15 protein-coding genes are annotated in these 18,715 nt (G+C 49.1%); 1 reads left to right on the forward strand and 14 read right to left on the reverse strand.

Translation table 11 applies throughout. The features are described 5' to 3' along the window. Positions 1-279 precede the first annotated feature (279 nt). From spoIVA to AXX12_RS06720, 10 genes are all read right to left on the reverse strand, one after another. Positions 280-1,758, reverse strand: a complete 1,479-nt coding sequence (gene spoIVA / locus AXX12_RS06675) for a stage IV sporulation protein A (RefSeq protein ID WP_066239849.1) — start codon at positions 1,756-1,758, stop codon at positions 280-282. Between the two features lie 552 nt (positions 1,759-2,310). Next, a complete protein-coding gene (locus AXX12_RS06680) occupies positions 2,311-3,339 on the reverse strand; it encodes an NAD(P)H-dependent glycerol-3-phosphate dehydrogenase (RefSeq protein WP_066239852.1) in 1,029 nt (342 codons plus the stop codon). Between the two features lie 178 nt (positions 3,340-3,517). Continuing rightward, positions 3,518-4,147: a glycerol-3-phosphate 1-O-acyltransferase PlsY gene (plsY, locus tag AXX12_RS06685; protein ID WP_197470659.1), complete on the reverse strand. Its 630-nt coding sequence runs from the start codon at positions 4,145-4,147 to the stop codon at positions 3,518-3,520. 27 nt (positions 4,148-4,174) lie between these two features. Next, positions 4,175-5,500, reverse strand: a complete 1,326-nt coding sequence (der, locus tag AXX12_RS06690; RefSeq protein WP_066239854.1) for a ribosome biogenesis GTPase Der — start codon at positions 5,498-5,500, stop codon at positions 4,175-4,177. A gap of 331 nt (positions 5,501-5,831) precedes the next feature. Further along, a complete protein-coding gene (locus tag AXX12_RS06695; protein ID WP_407922236.1) occupies positions 5,832-7,145 on the reverse strand; it encodes a DUF512 domain-containing protein in 1,314 nt (437 codons plus the stop codon). 102 nt (positions 7,146-7,247) lie between these two features. Beyond that, on the reverse strand, positions 7,248-8,417 hold the full coding sequence (gene spoIIP, locus AXX12_RS06700) for a stage II sporulation protein P (protein WP_066239859.1): 1,170 nt from the start codon (positions 8,415-8,417) through the stop codon (positions 7,248-7,250). Next, a complete protein-coding gene (locus AXX12_RS06705; RefSeq protein WP_066239862.1) occupies positions 8,389-9,138 on the reverse strand; it encodes a DUF1614 domain-containing protein in 750 nt (249 codons plus the stop codon). The genes spoIIP and AXX12_RS06705 overlap by 29 nt, the downstream gene beginning before the upstream one ends. A 240-nt stretch (positions 9,139-9,378) precedes the next feature. Then, positions 9,379-11,136 (reverse strand): carbon starvation CstA family protein, encoded by a 1,758-nt coding sequence (locus tag AXX12_RS06710; protein WP_066239865.1) that lies wholly within the window; start codon positions 11,134-11,136, stop codon positions 9,379-9,381. A 414-nt stretch (positions 11,137-11,550) separates the two neighbouring features. After that, positions 11,551-12,630 carry a type 2 isopentenyl-diphosphate Delta-isomerase gene (fni, locus tag AXX12_RS06715; protein WP_066239868.1) on the reverse strand — a complete coding sequence of 360 codons (1,080 nt, stop codon included), beginning with the start codon at positions 12,628-12,630 and terminating at the stop codon, positions 11,551-11,553. After that, positions 12,630-14,588, reverse strand: coding sequence for a bifunctional 4-hydroxy-3-methylbut-2-enyl diphosphate reductase/30S ribosomal protein S1 (locus tag AXX12_RS06720; protein WP_066239874.1), 1,959 nt, complete (start codon positions 14,586-14,588; stop codon positions 12,630-12,632). The genes fni and AXX12_RS06720 overlap by 1 nt, the downstream gene beginning before the upstream one ends. Positions 14,589-14,885: 297 nt before the next feature. Between AXX12_RS06720 and AXX12_RS06725 the strand changes: the two genes are divergently transcribed. Then, entirely contained in the window at positions 14,886-15,278 is a 393-nt protein-coding gene (locus tag AXX12_RS06725; RefSeq protein ID WP_066239878.1) for a hypothetical protein, read from the forward strand. A gap of 59 nt (positions 15,279-15,337) precedes the next feature. On the opposite strand, the gene AXX12_RS06730 is transcribed toward AXX12_RS06725, so the two are convergent. From AXX12_RS06730 to AXX12_RS06745, 4 genes are all read right to left on the reverse strand, one after another. Further along, complete coding sequence (locus AXX12_RS06730; RefSeq protein WP_231881821.1) at positions 15,338-15,946, reverse strand: lysophospholipid acyltransferase family protein; 609 nt, start codon at positions 15,944-15,946, stop codon at positions 15,338-15,340. Next, entirely contained in the window at positions 15,943-16,617 is a 675-nt protein-coding gene (gene cmk, locus AXX12_RS06735; protein WP_066239881.1) for a (d)CMP kinase, read from the reverse strand. The genes AXX12_RS06730 and cmk overlap by 4 nt, the downstream gene beginning before the upstream one ends. Positions 16,618-16,718: 101 nt before the next feature. After that, positions 16,719-17,228, reverse strand: a complete 510-nt coding sequence (locus tag AXX12_RS06740) for a hypothetical protein (protein ID WP_066239883.1) — start codon at positions 17,226-17,228, stop codon at positions 16,719-16,721. A 29-nt stretch (positions 17,229-17,257) separates the two neighbouring features. Next, a complete protein-coding gene (locus tag AXX12_RS06745; RefSeq protein WP_066239887.1) occupies positions 17,258-18,499 on the reverse strand; it encodes a BaiN/RdsA family NAD(P)/FAD-dependent oxidoreductase in 1,242 nt (413 codons plus the stop codon). Positions 18,500-18,715: the final 216 nt, after the last annotated feature.

The raw sequence follows: 18,715 nt of genomic DNA on the forward strand, positions 1-18,715 counted from the left end.
AAGAGTTGCGCAATCACCCCTACGGGAGCGCGCTTGCCGTACCCTGCGAACGTACTGATGCTAAAATACTTCTTCCCTCAACTAGCATCAAGTCTCATAGGTAACAAAGCCTGCGCTTGCTTCCTCGGGGTGCCTAGTGATGCTATCAAACTCAGCGCTTCATTTTGCTAAATTGTCTCATAGTTAACAACACCTCGACCTTTCTCAACGGCCTGAAGAATAGATCTCAACAAGGATTACAAAAAAAATCAGTCAGTCTTTACAGACTGACCGCACTGTTCAAAATATTATACAAATCAAGCCGCCGCTGCCTTCGTTAACAATCTTTTGCAACGTTTCTTGCATCTTATGCTGCGCATTTTCCGGCATGTTTGTGACTTTGTTTTGAATGCCTTCACGGACGAGTGAATTGAGTGATTTGCCAAACAGGTTCGTTCTCCAGATTTTTTCCGGCTCGCCTTCAAATTCTCGCATCAGATATTGGATAAGCTCTTCACTCTGGCGCTCTGTGCCGATGATCGGCGATATTTCGGCTTGAACGTCGGTGCGAATCATATGAATAGCCGGGGCAGATGCTTTTAGCTTAACACCGAAGCGATTGCCAGTACGGATAATCTCAGGCTCTTCGAGTACCATTTCATCAAGTTGCGGTTGGACGATACCATAGCCGCTTTGACGAACTTCTTCGAGCGCGGTGGCGAATTTATCGTATTCTCGCTTGGCGACTGACAGATCCTGCATCAGCTTTAGGAGTTGATGCTCACCGGCGATAGAGAAGCCTGACAATTCCTCGAGTACCTGGTAGAACAGAGTCGATTGAGTCGTTAGCTCGATGACAGCTATACCATTACCCAGATCCATATCATGTAGGATCACATCTTCTACAATGTCAGAACCAGACAGTTCATCAATTGCGCTGTCGATGTCACGCAGTCTGTGAATATGTTGTACTACATTTTCGACCAGAGTGGTGAATTTACCGTGCAACCAGTGCTCAGCTTCAAGTTCATCAACCCACTGTGGCAGACTGATTTTAACTTCTTTGACTGGGAATTCGTAGAGGACTTCTTGGAGGATGCCAAAGATGTCATCTTGGCTGAGTTGGGCGCAATCTGTTGGAATGACTGGTACGTCATATTTGTCTTCAAGTTGAGCAACCAGTTCGCGGGTTTCTTTAGCAAAAGCAGTTTTCGTATTGAGGATGACGAGAAACGGTTTATGTAGAGCTTTTAGTTCTTCAATCACCCGTTCTTCAGCTGGTATATATTGATCACGTGTTAAATCAGTCACCGTGCCATCAGTGGTAACAACTAAGCCAATGGTAGAATGCTCGGTGATGACTTTACGAGTGCCAATCTCAGCTGCTTCCTGGAACGGGATCTCATAGTCGAACCACGGGGTGAGCACCATCCGTGGTCCTTCATCTTCTTCATAACCAAGAGCGCCTTCTACTGAATAGCCGACACAGTCGACCACTCTCACACGGACGCTAATGTTATCTTTGACATTGATTTCGACCGCCTCATTCGGAATGAATTTAGGCTCGGTCGTCATGATGGTCTTGCCGGCTGCGCTTTGCGGCAATTCATCTTTTGCCCGTTCTTTTTCGTACGGGTCGGAGATGTTTGGCAGAACCATAGTTTCCATAAACCGTTTGATAAAGGTTGATTTACCTGTACGTACGGGACCTACAACGCCGATATAAATGTCGCCGCCAGTCCGTTCTGCGATGTCGCGGAACAGGTCAAATTTTTCCATTGTATCCCCCCCACACTACGTTATCGGCTGAATCTTCAGGATGATTACCACCGGCTTCGATCCACCAACTCCTCCCTGCGAGCATTCCGGTTCTACATCTATTTCTCCAAGAATACCCAAATTAATCAGTATAAATATATGACATGCTGCTTCGAATATGACAAAAAAGACGAGTGCTACCGGACAAAGTAGCCGGCTGTTGAAGGAGCAATAAAATATATGCACAAAGGCAAAAAAAAAGAGCTGTCATTTGACAACTTCAGGCCGTTGATAAAGCACCATCTGCGTTGCACCCGTAAAGGGCAGGCCGCCAACTCAATGGCGCTTAAGCGCCGAGAGTTGCGCACTTAGCCCTGCGGGAGCGCGCTTGCCGTACCCGTCGAACGTACTGATGCTATAATGCTTTCTTTCCTCAACTAGCATCAAGTCTCATAGGTAACAAAGCCTACGCGCGCTTCCTCGGGCTGCCTAGCATCTGGCACTTTCTGAACGGCCTGAAAAATAAATTCTCAATAAGCTGAGAGTTGTCATTTGACAGTTCTTGCGATTATATTACCAAGCGGTCTGGCCAAATGCCAGTTCTTCAACTTCATGCGTTCTTCCGCGAGTCATCAGTTCCAGTACAGCTTCTTTCGGATGCTTAGCTTCATACAACACCTGATAGGCGGCTGTGGTGATTGGCATGCTGACTGCGTGGTGCTGGGCCAGTTGGTAAGCTGCCTGCGTAGTGCGGATGCTTTCAATGACCATACTGGTGGCTGCCTGCACTTCGCTGGCAGTTTTTCCCTGTCCGATTTGGACTCCTGCACGATGATTGCGGCTGTGGCTGCTGGTGCAGGTGACGACCAGGTCGCCAATGCCAGATAGTCCGGCGAAGGTTAGCGCATTAGCATTCATAGCGACACCAAGACGAGTAATTTCCGCCAATCCCCGGGTCATTAGCGCCGCTTTAGTATTGTCGCCAAAACCGAGGCCTGTCGCAATGCCGGCACTCAGGGCAATAATATTCTTTAGTGCACCGCCTAGTTCGACGCCAATAACGTCCGGGTTAGTATATACGCGAAAATATGGCAGGATGAACAGGTCTTGCACATATTCTGCTACCGCCTTTGTGGGTGCTGCGACAACCGTGGCTGATGGGTGCTCGCGGCTCACTTCTTCTGCATGGTTCGGTCCGGTCAGAATGGCAATCTGACTGGCCAAGCTTGGCAGTTCTTCGCCAATGACTTGGGACATGCGCTTGAGACTGCCCTGCTCCAATCCTTTGGTCGCGCTGACGATGATGGTATCGCTTGACACATAGGAAGCGAGTGCGGCGGCTGTCTGGCGCACCGCATGAGATGGTACAGCCAAAACGATAACGTCAGCGTCCCGGGTTACAGCCAAATCATAAGTAAAAGCAAGCGATTCAGGCAATAACACGCCAGGCAGATAGGCGTCATTCTGCCGATTAACAGTCATCGATTCTACTGCCTCAGGCCGACGAGCCCAGAGTGTGACAGTGTCTTGTGGGTATTTCTGCGCCAGCATGCGGGCTAAAGCTGTACCCCAACTGCCAGCGCCGATTACAACAGCTTTCATTTGTTCAATTCTCCTAGTGGCTCGACCATGTTAGATTTTAGTTTTGAGGGCGAGCAAAAATTTCAAAGGGCAAGGAAGAGCCGACGACGCATACGGGAAGGAGTCTGCTAGAAGGCGATGACGCAGCAATTTGGAATTTTTGCCGGTTATCAACCTAAAAGATAATGTGGTTGAGCCACTACTCCGGCGGGTTGGTCTGATCAGTAGATTTATTGACTTTTCCTGCCTTGATTTTCAGTTCTTCGCCGCGCAACAGACGTTGAATATTCGGCCGGTGGCGGACGATAACAAACAGTGCGGCAACCAGTGAAAAATACAAGAATTCAGTTTGTTCCCCCATCGCCCAAACCAGTAGCGGCAACAGAGCTGCACCAACGATCGATCCCAATGAAACATAGCGAGTAAAATATACAATAACTGCCCAAACCAAAAAGACGATCAAAGTAATTTTCGGCATGAGCACAGCAATGATACCTAAGCCAGTGGCAACGCCGCGGCCACCTTTGAAGCCGAGAAACAACGACCAGTTATGACCAGCCATAGCGGCGATACCGCCAGCCAGTTGTCCTGCCGGCGTGCCGATGAGTGTTTGCCCGATATACACGCCAATCACGCCTTTGAGCGCGTCAGTCAAAAATACACCCAGGGCTGGCCATGGCCCCAGCACACGAAACGCGTTGGTAGCGCCAATATTTTTGCTGCCAAATTGGCGGATATCCACTTTGCAAAACCACTTGCCAATTAAAAGTCCATTAGGAATGGAGCCGATAAGGTAACCGAGCACAACTACAAGGGCAAAGGCCACCATAAATCCCCCTTTAATTGCCATTTCGGCTTAATCGTCTTCATTCTTTTTGCCGCGCACCACCAGTTTAAGCGGTGTTCCTTCAAAGCCGAAGGATTCGCGTAAGCGATTTTCCAGAAACCGCGTATAGGAAAAATGCATAGCTTCCGGTTCGTTGACAAAGAAAATGAATGTGGGCGGCTTGACGCCGGCTTGGGTAGCATAGAGAATTTTTAAGCGCTTGCCATTTACTGATGGTGGCGGATTGATGGCAACCGCGTCTTCAACGACTTGATTAAGAACGCTGGTAGAAACACGCATAGCGTGCTGATCAGCGGCAAACTTGACTAGCTCAGTCAAGCGACTCAGGCGTTGCTTGGTCAGAGCAGACACGAAGGCAATCGGAGCATACTGCAAAAAGCCTAGCTCACTGCGGATTGCTTCTGTGAAGTGAAGCGAGGTTTTAGAGTCCTTTTCAATGAGATCCCATTTATTCACTACGATAACTGCCGCCCTGCCAGCCTCGTGGGCATAGCCGGCGATCTTTTTATCCTGTTCGGTGACGCCGTCGACTGCATCGATAACCACTAGCACGACATCAGCCCTGTCTATGGCCCGCAGTGAACGCATAACACTGTAGCGTTCAATAGACTCGTACTCGATTCTGGCTTTGCGGCGCATACCTGCTGTGTCGATCAGAACATAGGAAATGTCATCTTTGATGAAATGGGTGTCAATAGCGTCACGAGTAGTCCCCGCAACATCACTGACAATTACTCTTTCTTCACCCAGCATGGCATTAACCAGCGAGGACTTACCAACATTGGGGCGGCCGATAAAAGCCACTTTGATTTGGTCTTCATCATCGGCTTCGCTACTTTTGTCAGGGAAGGCTGCCACGATCGCATCTAACAGATCACCCAAATTTAAGAGGTTGGCTGCCGAAATCGGCGTGGGCTCACCCAGACCAAGGTTGTAAAATTCGTAAATTTCGTGTGCATCTTTAATACTGTCCATTTTATTCACTGCAAGAATGACTGGCTTTTTCGCATGACGTAAAATCGAGGCAATTTCTTCGTCAGCAAAGGTTACACCAGCCTTACCGTCAGTGACGAAAAGTATGACATCAGCTTCGTCAATAGCCAAGTTCGCTTGATAGCGTATTTGGGTCAGGATGTGATCAGTGCTGTCGATTTCAATGCCACCAGTATCAATCATGGTAAACTCATGGTTTAACCATTCAGCATCCCAATACAGTCGGTCGCGAGTAACTCCTGGCATGTCATCAACAATTGATACCCTTTTTTTTGCGATTCGGTTAAATAACGTGGATTTGCCCACATTGGGGCGTCCGACAATGGCCACGATTGGTTTCATATTGCACCACCTGTATTCTTCGATTCTTCTCCGTCGCTGCGGTTACTTTGTTAGAGCGTGTTTTACCAAAACACGCTACCCATAGAAAGGAGGCTGTTAGAAAATATCCAGATGTTGTTGCCTATGCGACTACAAAACATCGCTGTGGTACATAAGCATAGTAGCATCACTAGGAACAGCGAGGCTTGCACCGTGCCGTGTACAAAAGGTACGCAAGCAAGCAAACGTAGCCGTGAATGCGCAACTCTTGGCGCTTCAGCGACTTAGAGTTGGCGGCATGCCCCTTGCAGGTACAACGCAGATGGGCGTTTTGTAACAGCCTCTATTAGTATTACCGCCAGTCAGCTAAACATTGCTTTAGATCAGCGGCAAAATGAGCGGCTCGCACTGGCGAGCCAAGCTGGCGTTCAAACTCCTCTAGTGTCATATCATCAAGAAAGATATTTTCTCCTTTACGCAAGGCAATGCCGGGGATAATGACTCCATCGCCGGGTTTATCGCTGGCCTGAAGTGCAGCCAAAATATCACTCCCTGTCAACAGCCCGGTTACAGTAATTGATGGGCCAAAGAATTTGTTCTCAACCGGCAGCAACCGTACAGTCAGATTCGGCACGGTCCAGTCGGCGAGCAGCGGACCGATAATTTTGGCAGCTGAGACTCCGCAGACGACATCAATGCATAGCGGCTGATCATAGCTGGCTGTCAGTTCGGTCTTCTCCCATTCATCAAGAAAGCAACGGACTAGGCCAACCCCATTTTCAAGCTGGGGAAAGTCAGCATAGAGATCATAGGCAGGCACTGTTCGTCCAGCTGCCAGATAAAATTCATCAGCCAAGTAGACGAAACTCTCGCCTGTTTCTTCACGACAGGCTGCTTGCCAATTCTCTACCTGATTGATGACTGCGGCGGCGCCGTCGGCGGTAAAGCCGGACAGTGAGTGACAGTCCTGGCGATAGCGGGTCAGACCGACCGGAACAATGGCCAGGGACAGCACACTCGGCGAGAGGGCATACAGATCGCGGAAGCTTTTTTCTAGCACCGCCCCATCATTAATTCCCGGACACAAGACGATCTGGGCATGCAGTTCAGTGCCAAAACTGACTAACTCATTAATTTGCTTCATGATTTGACTGGCGCGCTTGTTGTTGAGCATCGAAGCGCGAACTTCGCCGTCAGTTGCGTGCACAGACACATACAGAGGTGATAAATGCAGCCGCCTGATCCGATCCAGATCGCGCGGTCCTAAATTGGTCAGTGTGACAAAGTTGCCATATAAAAAGGAAAGACGATAGTCATCATCTTTTACGTACAGACTCTGACGCATGCCGGCTGGCATCTGGTCGACAAAACAGAATATGCAACGATTGGCGCAGCATCGAACCTGGTCAAACACAGCGCTTTCAAATTCGATGCCCAGGTCGTCATGACGGCCTTTTCTCACTTGATGCGTCTCTTTGGTGCCATCTAACTTTTCAACAGCTAATGTAAAACGGCTGTCAGCAACAGCAAAGCTAAGGTCGATCAAATCCTCTGGCGATTGACCATTGACGCTCAGCAGACGATCACCCGCGGTTAATCCTAAGCGTGCGGCCAGACTACCAGGGCGGACAGTGGCAATGATTCCTTGTTTTAGCAAAAAGTTCACCTCTCAACTGTATAGTATACCATTTCTGACCGGTTTTTTCCTGCAAACAATAACGGTGATGGCAAAAAAACCATCACCGTTGCGGAATTTGTGCATTTTTCCTTATTTTTTATCTGAATCATCATCTCGTTTGTCTTTTTTCCGACGCAGCGGTCCTAAAAAATTAGCAAATTCGGTGGTAAAAAACTGTTTTGCCTTGGACCCAGCTTCTTTCATACTACCGGTACTCAAGATTAGGAATAACGCTGCGCCGCCGACCAGCGCGGCCAGAATCCAGCCAATCGATTTAGTAGAACCGGACGCACCAGACGCTGTTGTTCCTGCGCCAGTTGGACCGTTCGGATTTGAAGGGGTGGCAGCTGTGTTGCCAAGTACGGCTGGCATGACATCAGAAAACTTAGCTACGCCTTTTTCAGCAGACTCACGGTCATTTGTATGTGCTCCCACCTCGATCAGCATGGATCGCGGATGCAGATCCTGGTTATAGTCGCCGCCCTTGGCGAAGAAGATGCCTTTAACCAGGCCAGGGTGCTTCTGGTCTGAAGTGGCTTTGATTTTCATGGCATAGTCTTCGATCTGCTTTCCAGTCGGACCGTATTTACCGACCACCAGCTGCACTTTGCTGATCTGCTCACCGTCAATCGTACCAGAATATACGTTAGGCGGCACTGCATCGCGGTGGACGTCAAATACTGCTGCCGGCTGGTCATTTTTAACGAGCTGCAGTGCAGTCCGGCGGGATCGTTCGTAGGCCATATCGTCGTGAGGGTCGTGTTTGGCATCAGAGAGAACCGGAGTTAGACCATTTTTCTTCAATCCTTCTGCGAAAGCGGCCCCCACTTTGTAAATTCCGCCTGCACCGAGCTTTGACTCCGAGCCGTCGGTCGGCACATAAGACTCATCAGAATGAGTGTGATAGATGGCGACTTTGCCGCCTTCCTCAGCCGCAGCTGCAATGCGGGGACGCAGCAATTTCACAAAAAAGCTGTCTTCTTTCGGCAGATAGAGAGATAGATTAACAGTGCCGATTAACTTGGCTTTTGCTGTATCGCCCTCGATGGTAATCACTTCATAACGTTTGTTTTGCTCTGTTAGAAATTGGTCGCCGACGCGAATGTTGCGTCCGGTTTCATAAACAGTGCTGCCAGCTTCATCAACGATGGTGAAATAGCCGCCGTCTCTGCGTTCATGGGCTAAGCCTGTCGAGCTGATCAAAATGCACAACGCCAGGGCAATGACAAAGCTAAGAGCTAGTTTCGTCCGACTTTTCATTATCCGCGGCCTCCTTTCCATCCGCAGTAGGCTTACCTTTTTTAGATTCGGGATAAATTTCCTTACTAAATTCGTAGAGCCCTTCAGGCCGATTGTTGCCGCGCACTGGGCCGCCTTGTAGTTTTTCGCGGGTCTCCCCCACTAGTTCAGCGATCATGACGCCGACAATGCCGGCGATGATGGTAACATCAAACGCCCCCGCACCGCCAAGATTAGTTGTGCCGGGAATACCCATCCGCATGATGGTAATCATGTGAACGATATCACTAAGAATGATGCCCAGCACGCCGCCAATAAAGGCACTGCGGCGGGATCTGCCCGCAATGTATGCAATCAAACCGGCCGCCAGACCATAGAGAAGTTTTGGATCGATGAACATATTCTCCGGTTCGTAGGGTAGATAGCGAGAGCCCAGCCAGACTGCGGCCGCCACCAGGATAGAAGCACTCACCGCCCGGACTTTTTCTCCGGGCTCATCTGCTTTCGCAATCAGCCACAGAGACAGAATAGCCGGCAACAACGCACCGCCTACGTTAATATTGACCTCCGTCGGCGAGCGCATAATCGGGATATCAATAAAACTGCCCAGGATAATGCCGCCGATAAACAACAGCGCCTGTTTGTCTGTGAGCCGCATTCTGTCGAGTATTCGCTGTGCCAAACCAAAATACACCAGCATGCCAACGATCAGCAACAGAATCATACCTATCGGCATATTCAAATGCAATCACCTCTTACCGTCTTTTACTGCGTACAATGATAGATTGCCCGGTAAGAAAATGATTCATGCGAAATGAAAGGAAAAAGACCGCCGTTACCTATGAGACTTTAAAACTATCAACGCCCTGACCCGCAAATTATTTCATTTTCGACCGGCGTTGGGGCACTGACTAGCCGGTTAAAATCCATAAGATAAGGCGGTTAAGCGAAAAACCGCTTAACCGCCTTATTGTTGGACTTTTTATTTGAAGGTTAAGTTTGGAGGAATTGAAGGATCCGCATTCTTGGCATTGCGAATAATCGGTGGTGCACACTCGATAACGACCCAGATTGCCAGGACGATATAAATCAGACACATGGCCGGTACAACAATATTTGTTCCAACAGGCATCGTGAAGACACCCTTTTTGAATGTATAGGATGTGAAGGTGCTGATCAAAGCCCAGCTGCTCATGAGGAACATGAAGATCGCCGGAATCAACGTTGCCACCCAAGCCTTTTTGTTTTTGGCGGTTCTTTGCAACCAGACGGTAATCCCGACGAGTGCCAGAGCAGCCAGCAACTGATTAGATGCACCGAAGGTCCTCCAGAACAGGCTCCAGATGGCAATCGGTTTTCCACTTGGATCCGTCAGGGTAATTGACATCAGGACCAGTGGGATCCCGCCAATCAACAGGGTCGAAATAATACGTCCAGACCAGCCTTTCCAACCGGTGAGTTCTTGGACGATGTAGCGGCCGAGTCGGGTGCAGATGTCCAGGGTGTCATAGACGAAAGTCGTGAACGCCATCAAACCGAAGGAAATACCAATAGCTTTGCTGATGCCGATTAATTCCATGAAAGAGCCAAGGCCATTGGCATAGATGAAGTTTGGTGATTTGCCGAGGAGAGCATCACCTTTTGGCAGAATCATAACACATGACAAAGCAATCAATGCGACAACTGATTCAGCCAGCATCATACCATAGCCGATGGGTTTGGCGTCACTTTCCTTCTTCAATTGTTTGGAGGTTGTTCCGGAACTTACCAAGCTGTGGAAACCAGAGCAAGCACCGCATGCCACCGTAATAAAGAGCATCGGGAACATTGGAGTCCAGAAGTTATCACCGCCGAATGCATTCGTCCAAGCCGGGAATTTCGTTTCAAACCCGCCGAAGAGGATGCCGATGAATGCTACGACGAGTGTTGCGTACAAGAAGTAACCGCCCAAGTGACCGCGCGGCTGCAAAAGAGCCCAGACAGGAACAATACCAGCAATGAAACAGTATACGATGATGATAACGTTCCATACTTTCTGAGCAGCTTGGGGAGTTTCCAGCCCCATAATAGTTTGCAAGTTGAACGGTATGTATGGGCCGATCCAAATTGAAACTGCAACCAGCGGCAGGAAGATGGCCGTTGCCACACCGAGACTCATTTTCGTGTATCTCAGCAAAAAGCCCATGATTACAGGCAGAATCAGGTATAAAATGGAAGAAGTAGCCGTTGCGCCGCCACCCACGACTGCATCGTCAGCAATAACTGTGTTGACAAAGGACGCAGTGGTAATATCTGTGAAAGCAACAATGATCATGATCAGAGTAAAGAAAATGAAAACATTGAAAAGAATCCAGACTCGGTTAGAAACATAATTTTTCATCGTGTCTGCAATACCAGACGCTTTACTGCGAATCGAAGCGACTAGTGCGCCCATGTCATGAAGACCGCCAATAAAAATCGTACCAATAATTATCCAAAGGAAAGTCGGAACCCAACCAAAGGTCATACCTGCTATAACCGGACCTGTTACCGGACCTGCAGCGGCGATGGCGGAAAAGTGCTGACCTGCTAAGTATTTTGCATCTGTCGGCTCATAGTCCACACCGTCTTCCAATTCAACAGCCGCGACGACTCTAGAATCATCAAGTTCGAATACTCTGTTGGAGACGAACTTTCCGTAGGTGAAGTACGCTATAACAAGAATCAGAGTCCCCAAGCCAACAACAGAAAGAATATTCATACTCTACCTCCTCTTGCATATATGCACAATCTTTCTCGCGATAAATCAAATCAACCCTCCTTAATTAATTTTGTCAGTTGCTCAATAAATTTAAATAATTTGATTCCTCAGACAAAATATACACCATTTTGGTTATAAATGTCAACATACTCTTTAGCCTAGCTCCGCTCACCCTAAAAAGCTATGCTGCGGCAAGAAGAGTAAACTTTTTTATGCTCCCCAACTTTGGCAAAGTCGCAAGAGAGACCCACAATTGCGCTATTTTTTTCTGTCTTTTGTACTGTTTTATGCAGAGTGCAAAGCTGAAAGAACCTATTCATTAGGTTCATCATCGTTCCTTGATTTAGCACTAGTAAAAGACAAAACCCGCTTCTAGGCCTTACGGCTTAAAAGCGGGTTTTGTCTATGGTCTGATTATTTTCTGCCTCTGCGTGCAAACGCATCGGTATCTATTCCCCGTGCGTTCAGCCAGTCACGGCTAAAGCCGGAAACAACCAGCGGTTTAGCCAGCAGGTCAGCCGGACAGGAGCTGCCGGTCAGCAGCAAATAGCACCGCAGTTCGGCGAGAAAGCTCTCGACCCAGCTGACGGCGGCGCCGACACCGCCGGTCTGCACCAGCCGCAATACCGGACCCGCCACTGCGACTGCCCGTCCACCAAGCGCGAAGGATTTAACAGCATCTAGCGGACTACGCACACCGCCTGACACAATCATATCCACTCCATCGGGCAAGCTGGCCGCCACTTCTGCCGCGCTGATCGCTGCCGGAATCCCCCAAGAGAGCGCCTCTGCGCTGACTTCATGGCGTCCGCGGGCCGCTTCGATCGCTGGGAAATTCGTGCCGCCCGCACCGCTGACATCGATAGCGCGAACACCGGATTGTACTAGACTTGTCGCCTGTTCTCCCGCTATGCCACAGCCAGTTTCCTTAGCAATAACAGGTACGTCTAAGCTGTGAACAATATCCTGAATTTTGGCGAGATAGCCAGTGAACGAACGGTCCCCTTCTGGCATCATTAGTTCCTGTGCCGGGTTGAGGTGAATCTGCAAAGCAGCGGCATCGATCATATCGACGGCCGCCTTGGCTTGCTCGACAGAAGCATGCGCTCCCAGATTAGCAAACAAGATGCCTGAGGGATTTACGTCTCTAATGATTGAATACGACGCAACAGCGGCAGGATCACGCAGAGCGGCGAATTGGGAGCCAACCGCCATTGCAGATCCTGTCAGGCGAGCCACTTCGGCCAGCTTGGCATTAACATCAGCCACATCATCTGTACCGCCGGTAATGGCGTTAATGATCAGGGGATGCGGCAAAGAAATGCCAGCGACTGCCGTTTCCAGCCTGATATCGTTTAGAGCCAATTCAGGCAAGCAGTTGTGCAGCAGCTGAAAGTCGGTAAACCGGCTATCTGCCGGTCCGTCATCAAGAGTTAGGGCATACTCGATATGATCAAGTTTTCTTGATCGTCTGAGAGCGATATCCGCTGACATTATTTTTTAAACAATTGGCTGAGCTTATCGCCCAGTTTGTCGCCGAGAGTTACACCGATACTGTTCTGTTGGCTAAGATAGCCTGTGTATTCTGCTCTCTCCGCATCCTGCTGCGCCTGCGCAATACTGAGCGAAATACGTTTTTGCTGGGTATCGATCGCCAGAACTTTGACCATGACTTCCTGGCCAGGTTTAACCACATCGTCAGCGCTGTTCACACGGTGATCGGCAAGCTCAGACAGATGCACAAGTCCTTCTACGCCCTGTTGAATTTGGACAAAAGCGCCAAATTTAGCCGTTTTAGTGACACGGCCTTTAAGAACAGAGCCTTCTTTTAATTCGGCTGCTGCAGTCAGCCAAGGATCTTTCTGTACTTGCTTCAGGCTGAGCCCGACTTTCCTCTTCGCAGGGTCGAGTTTAACAATCATGGCTTCGACTTCATCGCCAACTTGCAGAACTTCTGACGGTGAATTAACGCGTTGCCAGGACATGTCGGAAATGTGGATCAAGGCATCAATGCCGCCGATATCGACAAACGCGCCAAAGTCAACCAGACGACGAACCACGCCGCGCACGATCTGGCCTTCGGCTAACTTGGCATACAGAGCAGCTTCTTGCTTAGCTTGTTCGGCCTCAAGCAACTGGCGGCGGGAAAGAACCACACGCTGTTTGTCTGCCTCGACTTCAATCGGAAGAAACTCAAGGGTTTGACCGACAAACGTATTTAGATCTTCAACCCGGTGCAGAGCAGTTTGGGATGCAGGCACGAAACCGCGAACACCTAATACGGCAATAGACAGGCCGCCTTTAACCACAGCGGTTACTTTACCTTCAACTGGCTGCTTGTTTTCGAATGCTGCCTGTAGTTTATCCCAAGCGACAACTTTGTCTGCTTTGACTTTCGACAAGATGACGCTGCCTTCAGCGTTATCAGCATCAAGAACGAGTACATCGACTTCCTGTCCGACGCTAACGGCGTCAGATGCTTGTTCGGGAGCCGGGTAAGCGAGCTCGCTTAAGGTGATGACTCCCTCAGATTTGTAGCCGATGTCTACAAAGGCCGCATCCTTACGGACAGCAGCGATTGTGCCTTTGACAATCATGCCTGTTTCCAATTTTACTGATTCCTGATTTCCCATGTTCATTTCTTCCATTGTGTGATAAACCTCCTCTATAATCCAGTCCGGCGTGGAAGCGCCGGCTGTTATGCCAGCCGTCTGTACGCCTTGAAACCATTCAGGACGCAGTTCGGCAGCGGTTTCGATGTGGTAAACGCGGGCGCCTGCTTGCTCGCATACTGACGCCAAGCGGGTGGTATTGCCGCTATTCTTGCCACCGACGACCACCATGACCTCGCTTTGTTTGGCCAGCTCAATCGCTGACTGCTGGCGCTGGTCTGTGGCTGTGCAGATTGTCCGCTCAACGGCAAGATCATCTGTTTTGTTCTGGAGCAGGCTGATCAATTCTTCAAACAGACTGCGGGAAAACGTAGTTTGCACCACTACTCCCAAATGAGCTATGTAAGGCAAGGCACGGACCTCGTCGGCAGTTTCGACCACTATAGCGTCATCACCAGCCCAGGCCAAAATACTTTTGACTTCAGGATGGTTCTTCTCGCCAAGGATGACAACCTGTCTATCGGCTTCAGTCAGCTTACGGGCTGCCTGCTGCGCTTTCTTGACATGCGGACAGGTAGCGTCAACGAGATTAAGCTGCTTAGCTCGAGCTCTCTCATACACAGCCGGGCCCTCGCCGTGAGAACGGATAATGACCGTCCCCGCCTCCACTTCCTCCAGGTCATTGACTACGCCAACACCTTGCCTAGCTAAACGGCTGACCATTTGCGGATTGTGAATGAGTGGTCCCAGCGTGACCCCGCCGCCACTGTTAACAGCCAATTCTACAGCTCGTTTTACGCCATAGCAGAAGCCCATATATTGAGCTAAACGGATTTTCAACCGATCATTCCCCTTTCTCGACAGAGCTGCACAAAAAGCCAGACTCGCAGATTTAGTTAACTCCTATAGTATATCACAAGAAAAACGCTATTGACAGGCAAGCTGCCAATAGCGTAAAAAATTTACAATTTTTTTCAGGATTATTAACCACTTATCCCTCAAATATTCCTGCCTATCGCCACTTCACCGCTAATTGTTATCTTCATGTATTTACGCAAAGCGCGAGGCTGATATTCCCGAGAAATGTGCTATAATAGAAACGTCTGTTGGAAACACTATGTTAAGGAGTGCATAAATGTGGAAAATGATCAAAAGCCATCACGTCGGCCAGCCTGGCTGAGTCCGCACCTATCTTGGAAATTGCTGCTAGTCCTTGCGCTTCTCGTCCTCAATGCCTTTGGCAACTTGTTTAGCGCTTTCGTCCAGCTGCAAGCGAACAATCTATCCGCCGCAGCCATCTATCTCGTGACTTTCGCTTTATACGTTTTGCCTGCCTATGGCTTATTCAAACTAAAGAATTGGGCGCGTCTGCTGCAGTTGACCTTTTCCATTATTTTCGTGGTTCAAGGAGCATTCGTCATGTTCAGCGGCTTCATGTTCTTAGGTATGGTTAATGTCGTATTGTATGGTCTGACCGGTATCTACCTGTTAAGCGACGAATGCCGCCATCTATTTAAAAAATCTGTGTAACTAGCGATAGCGATCATATGTCCCTTTTTATAAAAATTACATTTTTACAACTTATATAATTATAGTTGACAATTACCTTCTGTCAATAATCTTCCAATCTCTTTCATCATCGACTGGCTGAGGATCTCGAGCGAATCCCGGTCTGTTTTACCCGGCTCAGGATATATAGGCGGGCCAAAAGCTACTGCGAATCGTGGCAATCGAAAGCCGCACTTGCCGACTTGGTTTGTGCCAAAGATGGCAGTTGGTATGATAGGTGTGCCGGCTTTGGCAGCAATCAACGCTACACCGGGTTCAGGATTGCCTAATGCACCGGTTTTTGAGCGCGTGCCTTCCGGGAAGATGACTAGCAGTTCTTGTTGTTCCAATAAAGACAGCGCCTTTCGGATAGCAACGCGGTCAGCCGTACCCCGTTGCACCGGGAAGGCGTTTAATTTTTCAATCACCCACGCAAATACGGGATTTGCAAACAATTCCTTTTTGGCCATGAAATGAACTTGGCGTGGAAGAGCAACTCCTAGCACAGGCGGATCCAACAGACTAATGTGGTTGGAGGCAATGACAGCGCCGCCGGTCTTAGGAATATTCTCAACACCAGACACTTTTATGGCGAATCCAAGTTTGAAGATAACTGAAAGCACGGCTTGCATTACACCATACAGCGTCACGGTCGATACCTCTTCTCATGTTCGGTGATAATAGCATCTACGGCTTGCTCGATCGTCATGTCACTAGTGTCAATGAGTGTAGCATCGTCGGCTTGCCGCAATGGAGCCAACTCTCGTTCGCTATCCATTTTATCGCGCAAGGCAATCTCTTGTTTGAGCTGTTCCAAGTCGGTGACAAATCCTTTTTCCTGAAGTTCCAGACAACGCCGGCGCGCACGCTCATCAATTGAAGCGATGAGAAAGATTTTCACATCCGCGTTAGGCAAAACACAGGTGCCAATATCGCGTCCATCCATGACCACACCACCAGCGCGAGCCATTTGCCGCTGCAAATCCAACAATGCATTGCGTACAGCCGGAATGGCCGATACTGCGGAAACTATGCGAGAGATATCGGGAGTACGAATTTCTTCGCTGACGTCCCGTCCGTCCACTGTAATACGCTGTTGTCCATCACGATAATACAACTGGATCGACAAAGTTCGCGTCAGTTCCGCCATGGCATCTTCATTGGCGGGGCTGATATTTTTATCTTGAGCAGCCCAGGCGACCGCCCGGTACATCGCTCCGGTATCAATATATACATAGTTCAGCCGTTTGGCAACGAACTTGGCGACCGTGCTTTTGCCAGCCCCAGCTGGTCCATCAATGGCGATAATACTTGCTTTCATAGTTCCTCCCAAATTTGAAACTTTGCTACCATTGCGGTAGCCGTATACAATTTTCTATATTTCTAAGGAGTTTCCTGCCATTTATCGTATTTCACTATAATCTATTTTAGTTTTACTTGACCGACGGCGAGCGTATCGCCAACAGTCTCAAACTCGACACCGCTGATGGGAAGAAGAATTCCCTCATCAGCTTCAACCCGAAAGCGGACCGGTTCCCGCCATCCACTAGCGTCAATCTCCAAGTAATCTTGTTCATACACAGTAAGCTGGACGGCGCCGTCACGAAAATTGCCTATCACTTGATTGTTGATCCGCACTGCAATGTTGGGACGCTTTTCTTTTGACACAACCGAAAATGACAGAGTTTTGCCTTTGCGCAGCTTTTGCAGCGGTTCGAGTACAGTGCGGGCGGTATCCTCTTTAGCAGCGCCAGGACGATGCACTGCTAGCTGCTCACCCTCCAGCTTATCAGTCTTAGAAATATATTGCCGGGTCCCGTCCACAAATAGGACAACCTGAGCAACAACCAGCGCGCAGAGAAAAGCAACCACTAGTTTTGGTAGCAGTTTGTCAAGATACACTGTTAGTTTGTTGTCGTCGCGTCCAATCACTAGCGCTCTTCTCTCCTATTTATTCATATTCAGGAATAATCCGCCGCATGCCTACCAGCGACGAAACCTGTCGACCAAGCGGCTTGTAGATTGTAACCACCAGTATAACCGTCAATGTCAATGACTTCGCCAGCGAAGTATAGCCCTTTAACCAATTTTGACTCCATGGTGGATGGCGATATTTCTTTGGTGCTGACCCCACCAGCGGTGACTATTGCCTCAGCTAGCGGCCGCGTTTTGGTAATGGTGAAGGTTAACCGTCGCAATTGTTCGGACAGTCGGGCACGTTCGACCTTTGTCACTTGATGCACCGGCTTCTCAGGCGGAATATGCGATAGGTCTATAATCACATCGATGAGTTTGTTGGGTAACAGCTCATCGAGCGCATTCTTCATCTGTTTTCTGGCGAATTTAGCGAAATCGCGTTGCAAACGCCGGTCAAGCATTTGTTCGTCAAGCGCTGGCTTTAGGTTGATCTCAACTGCAACCGGTTCACCGATGCGCAGCGCATCAGCCGCCACTCGACTAAGCGACAAGATGATCGGTCCGGATAAACCATAATGGGTAAAAAGCATCTCACCAAATTCAGAAGCTAACTTTTTGCCGCCTTTGGTAACAGTAGCAGTGACATTTTTCAGTGACAGCCCCTGCAAATCGGTGATCCAGCTTTCTTCGACTTCGAGTGGAATCAACGATGGCCGCAGTTCAGTAATAGTATGCCCAATTTTTCCAGCCATCACAAAGCCATCGCCTGACGATCCAGTACCGGGATAAGTAGAACCGCCCACAGCAAGAATAACCTTGTCTGCACTGATCTTGCCTCCATCCTGAAATTCAACGCCGGTTATGTGTTCATTATCGACAAGAATGCGCCGGGCAGCTTGTCCCAGGCGAATCGATACACCTAGTTCAGACAGCAGACGAGTAAACACAGCGACAACATCTGCCGCCCGATCACTGACAGGAAAGATTCGTCCACCGCGCTCGACCTTTGTGGCAAGGCCTCGGCTTTCAAGAAATGCCACCATATCAAGGTTGGAAAAAGCACGGAATGCGCTATGTAAAAACTGCCCGTTACCGGGCATATTTTGAATAAACTCTCTGATGTCACTATCATTGGTAATATTGCAACGGCCTTTGCCTGTCACTAATATCTTTTTACCAACGGCTGGCATCTTCTCAGCTACTTCGACTTTCGCACCGTGCTGCGCTGCTGTCACAGCAGCCATGAGACCGGCTGCACCGCCGCCGATTACTACCACTTTGTTCATACGTTCGCCTCCAATGAAAGGGTAACCCCTTGTCCAATTATATTCATTGCTAAAGTCGATAGTGAAGAGAGGCGGAGTTAACGAATCACATAGTACGCAAAATACACAAAGGGCGTACACAACAGGTTAAGACATCATTCTTGACCCTCTGTGCAATTACGCACCCTTTGTGTACTTCGGGGCAAAAGAAGCCCTATAACGCTCGCCTCGAATTCC

The organism is Anaerosporomusa subterranea (assembly GCF_001611555.1).
In the GTDB taxonomy this organism is placed as follows: Bacteria; Bacillota; Negativicutes; order Sporomusales; family Acetonemataceae; genus Anaerosporomusa; species Anaerosporomusa subterranea.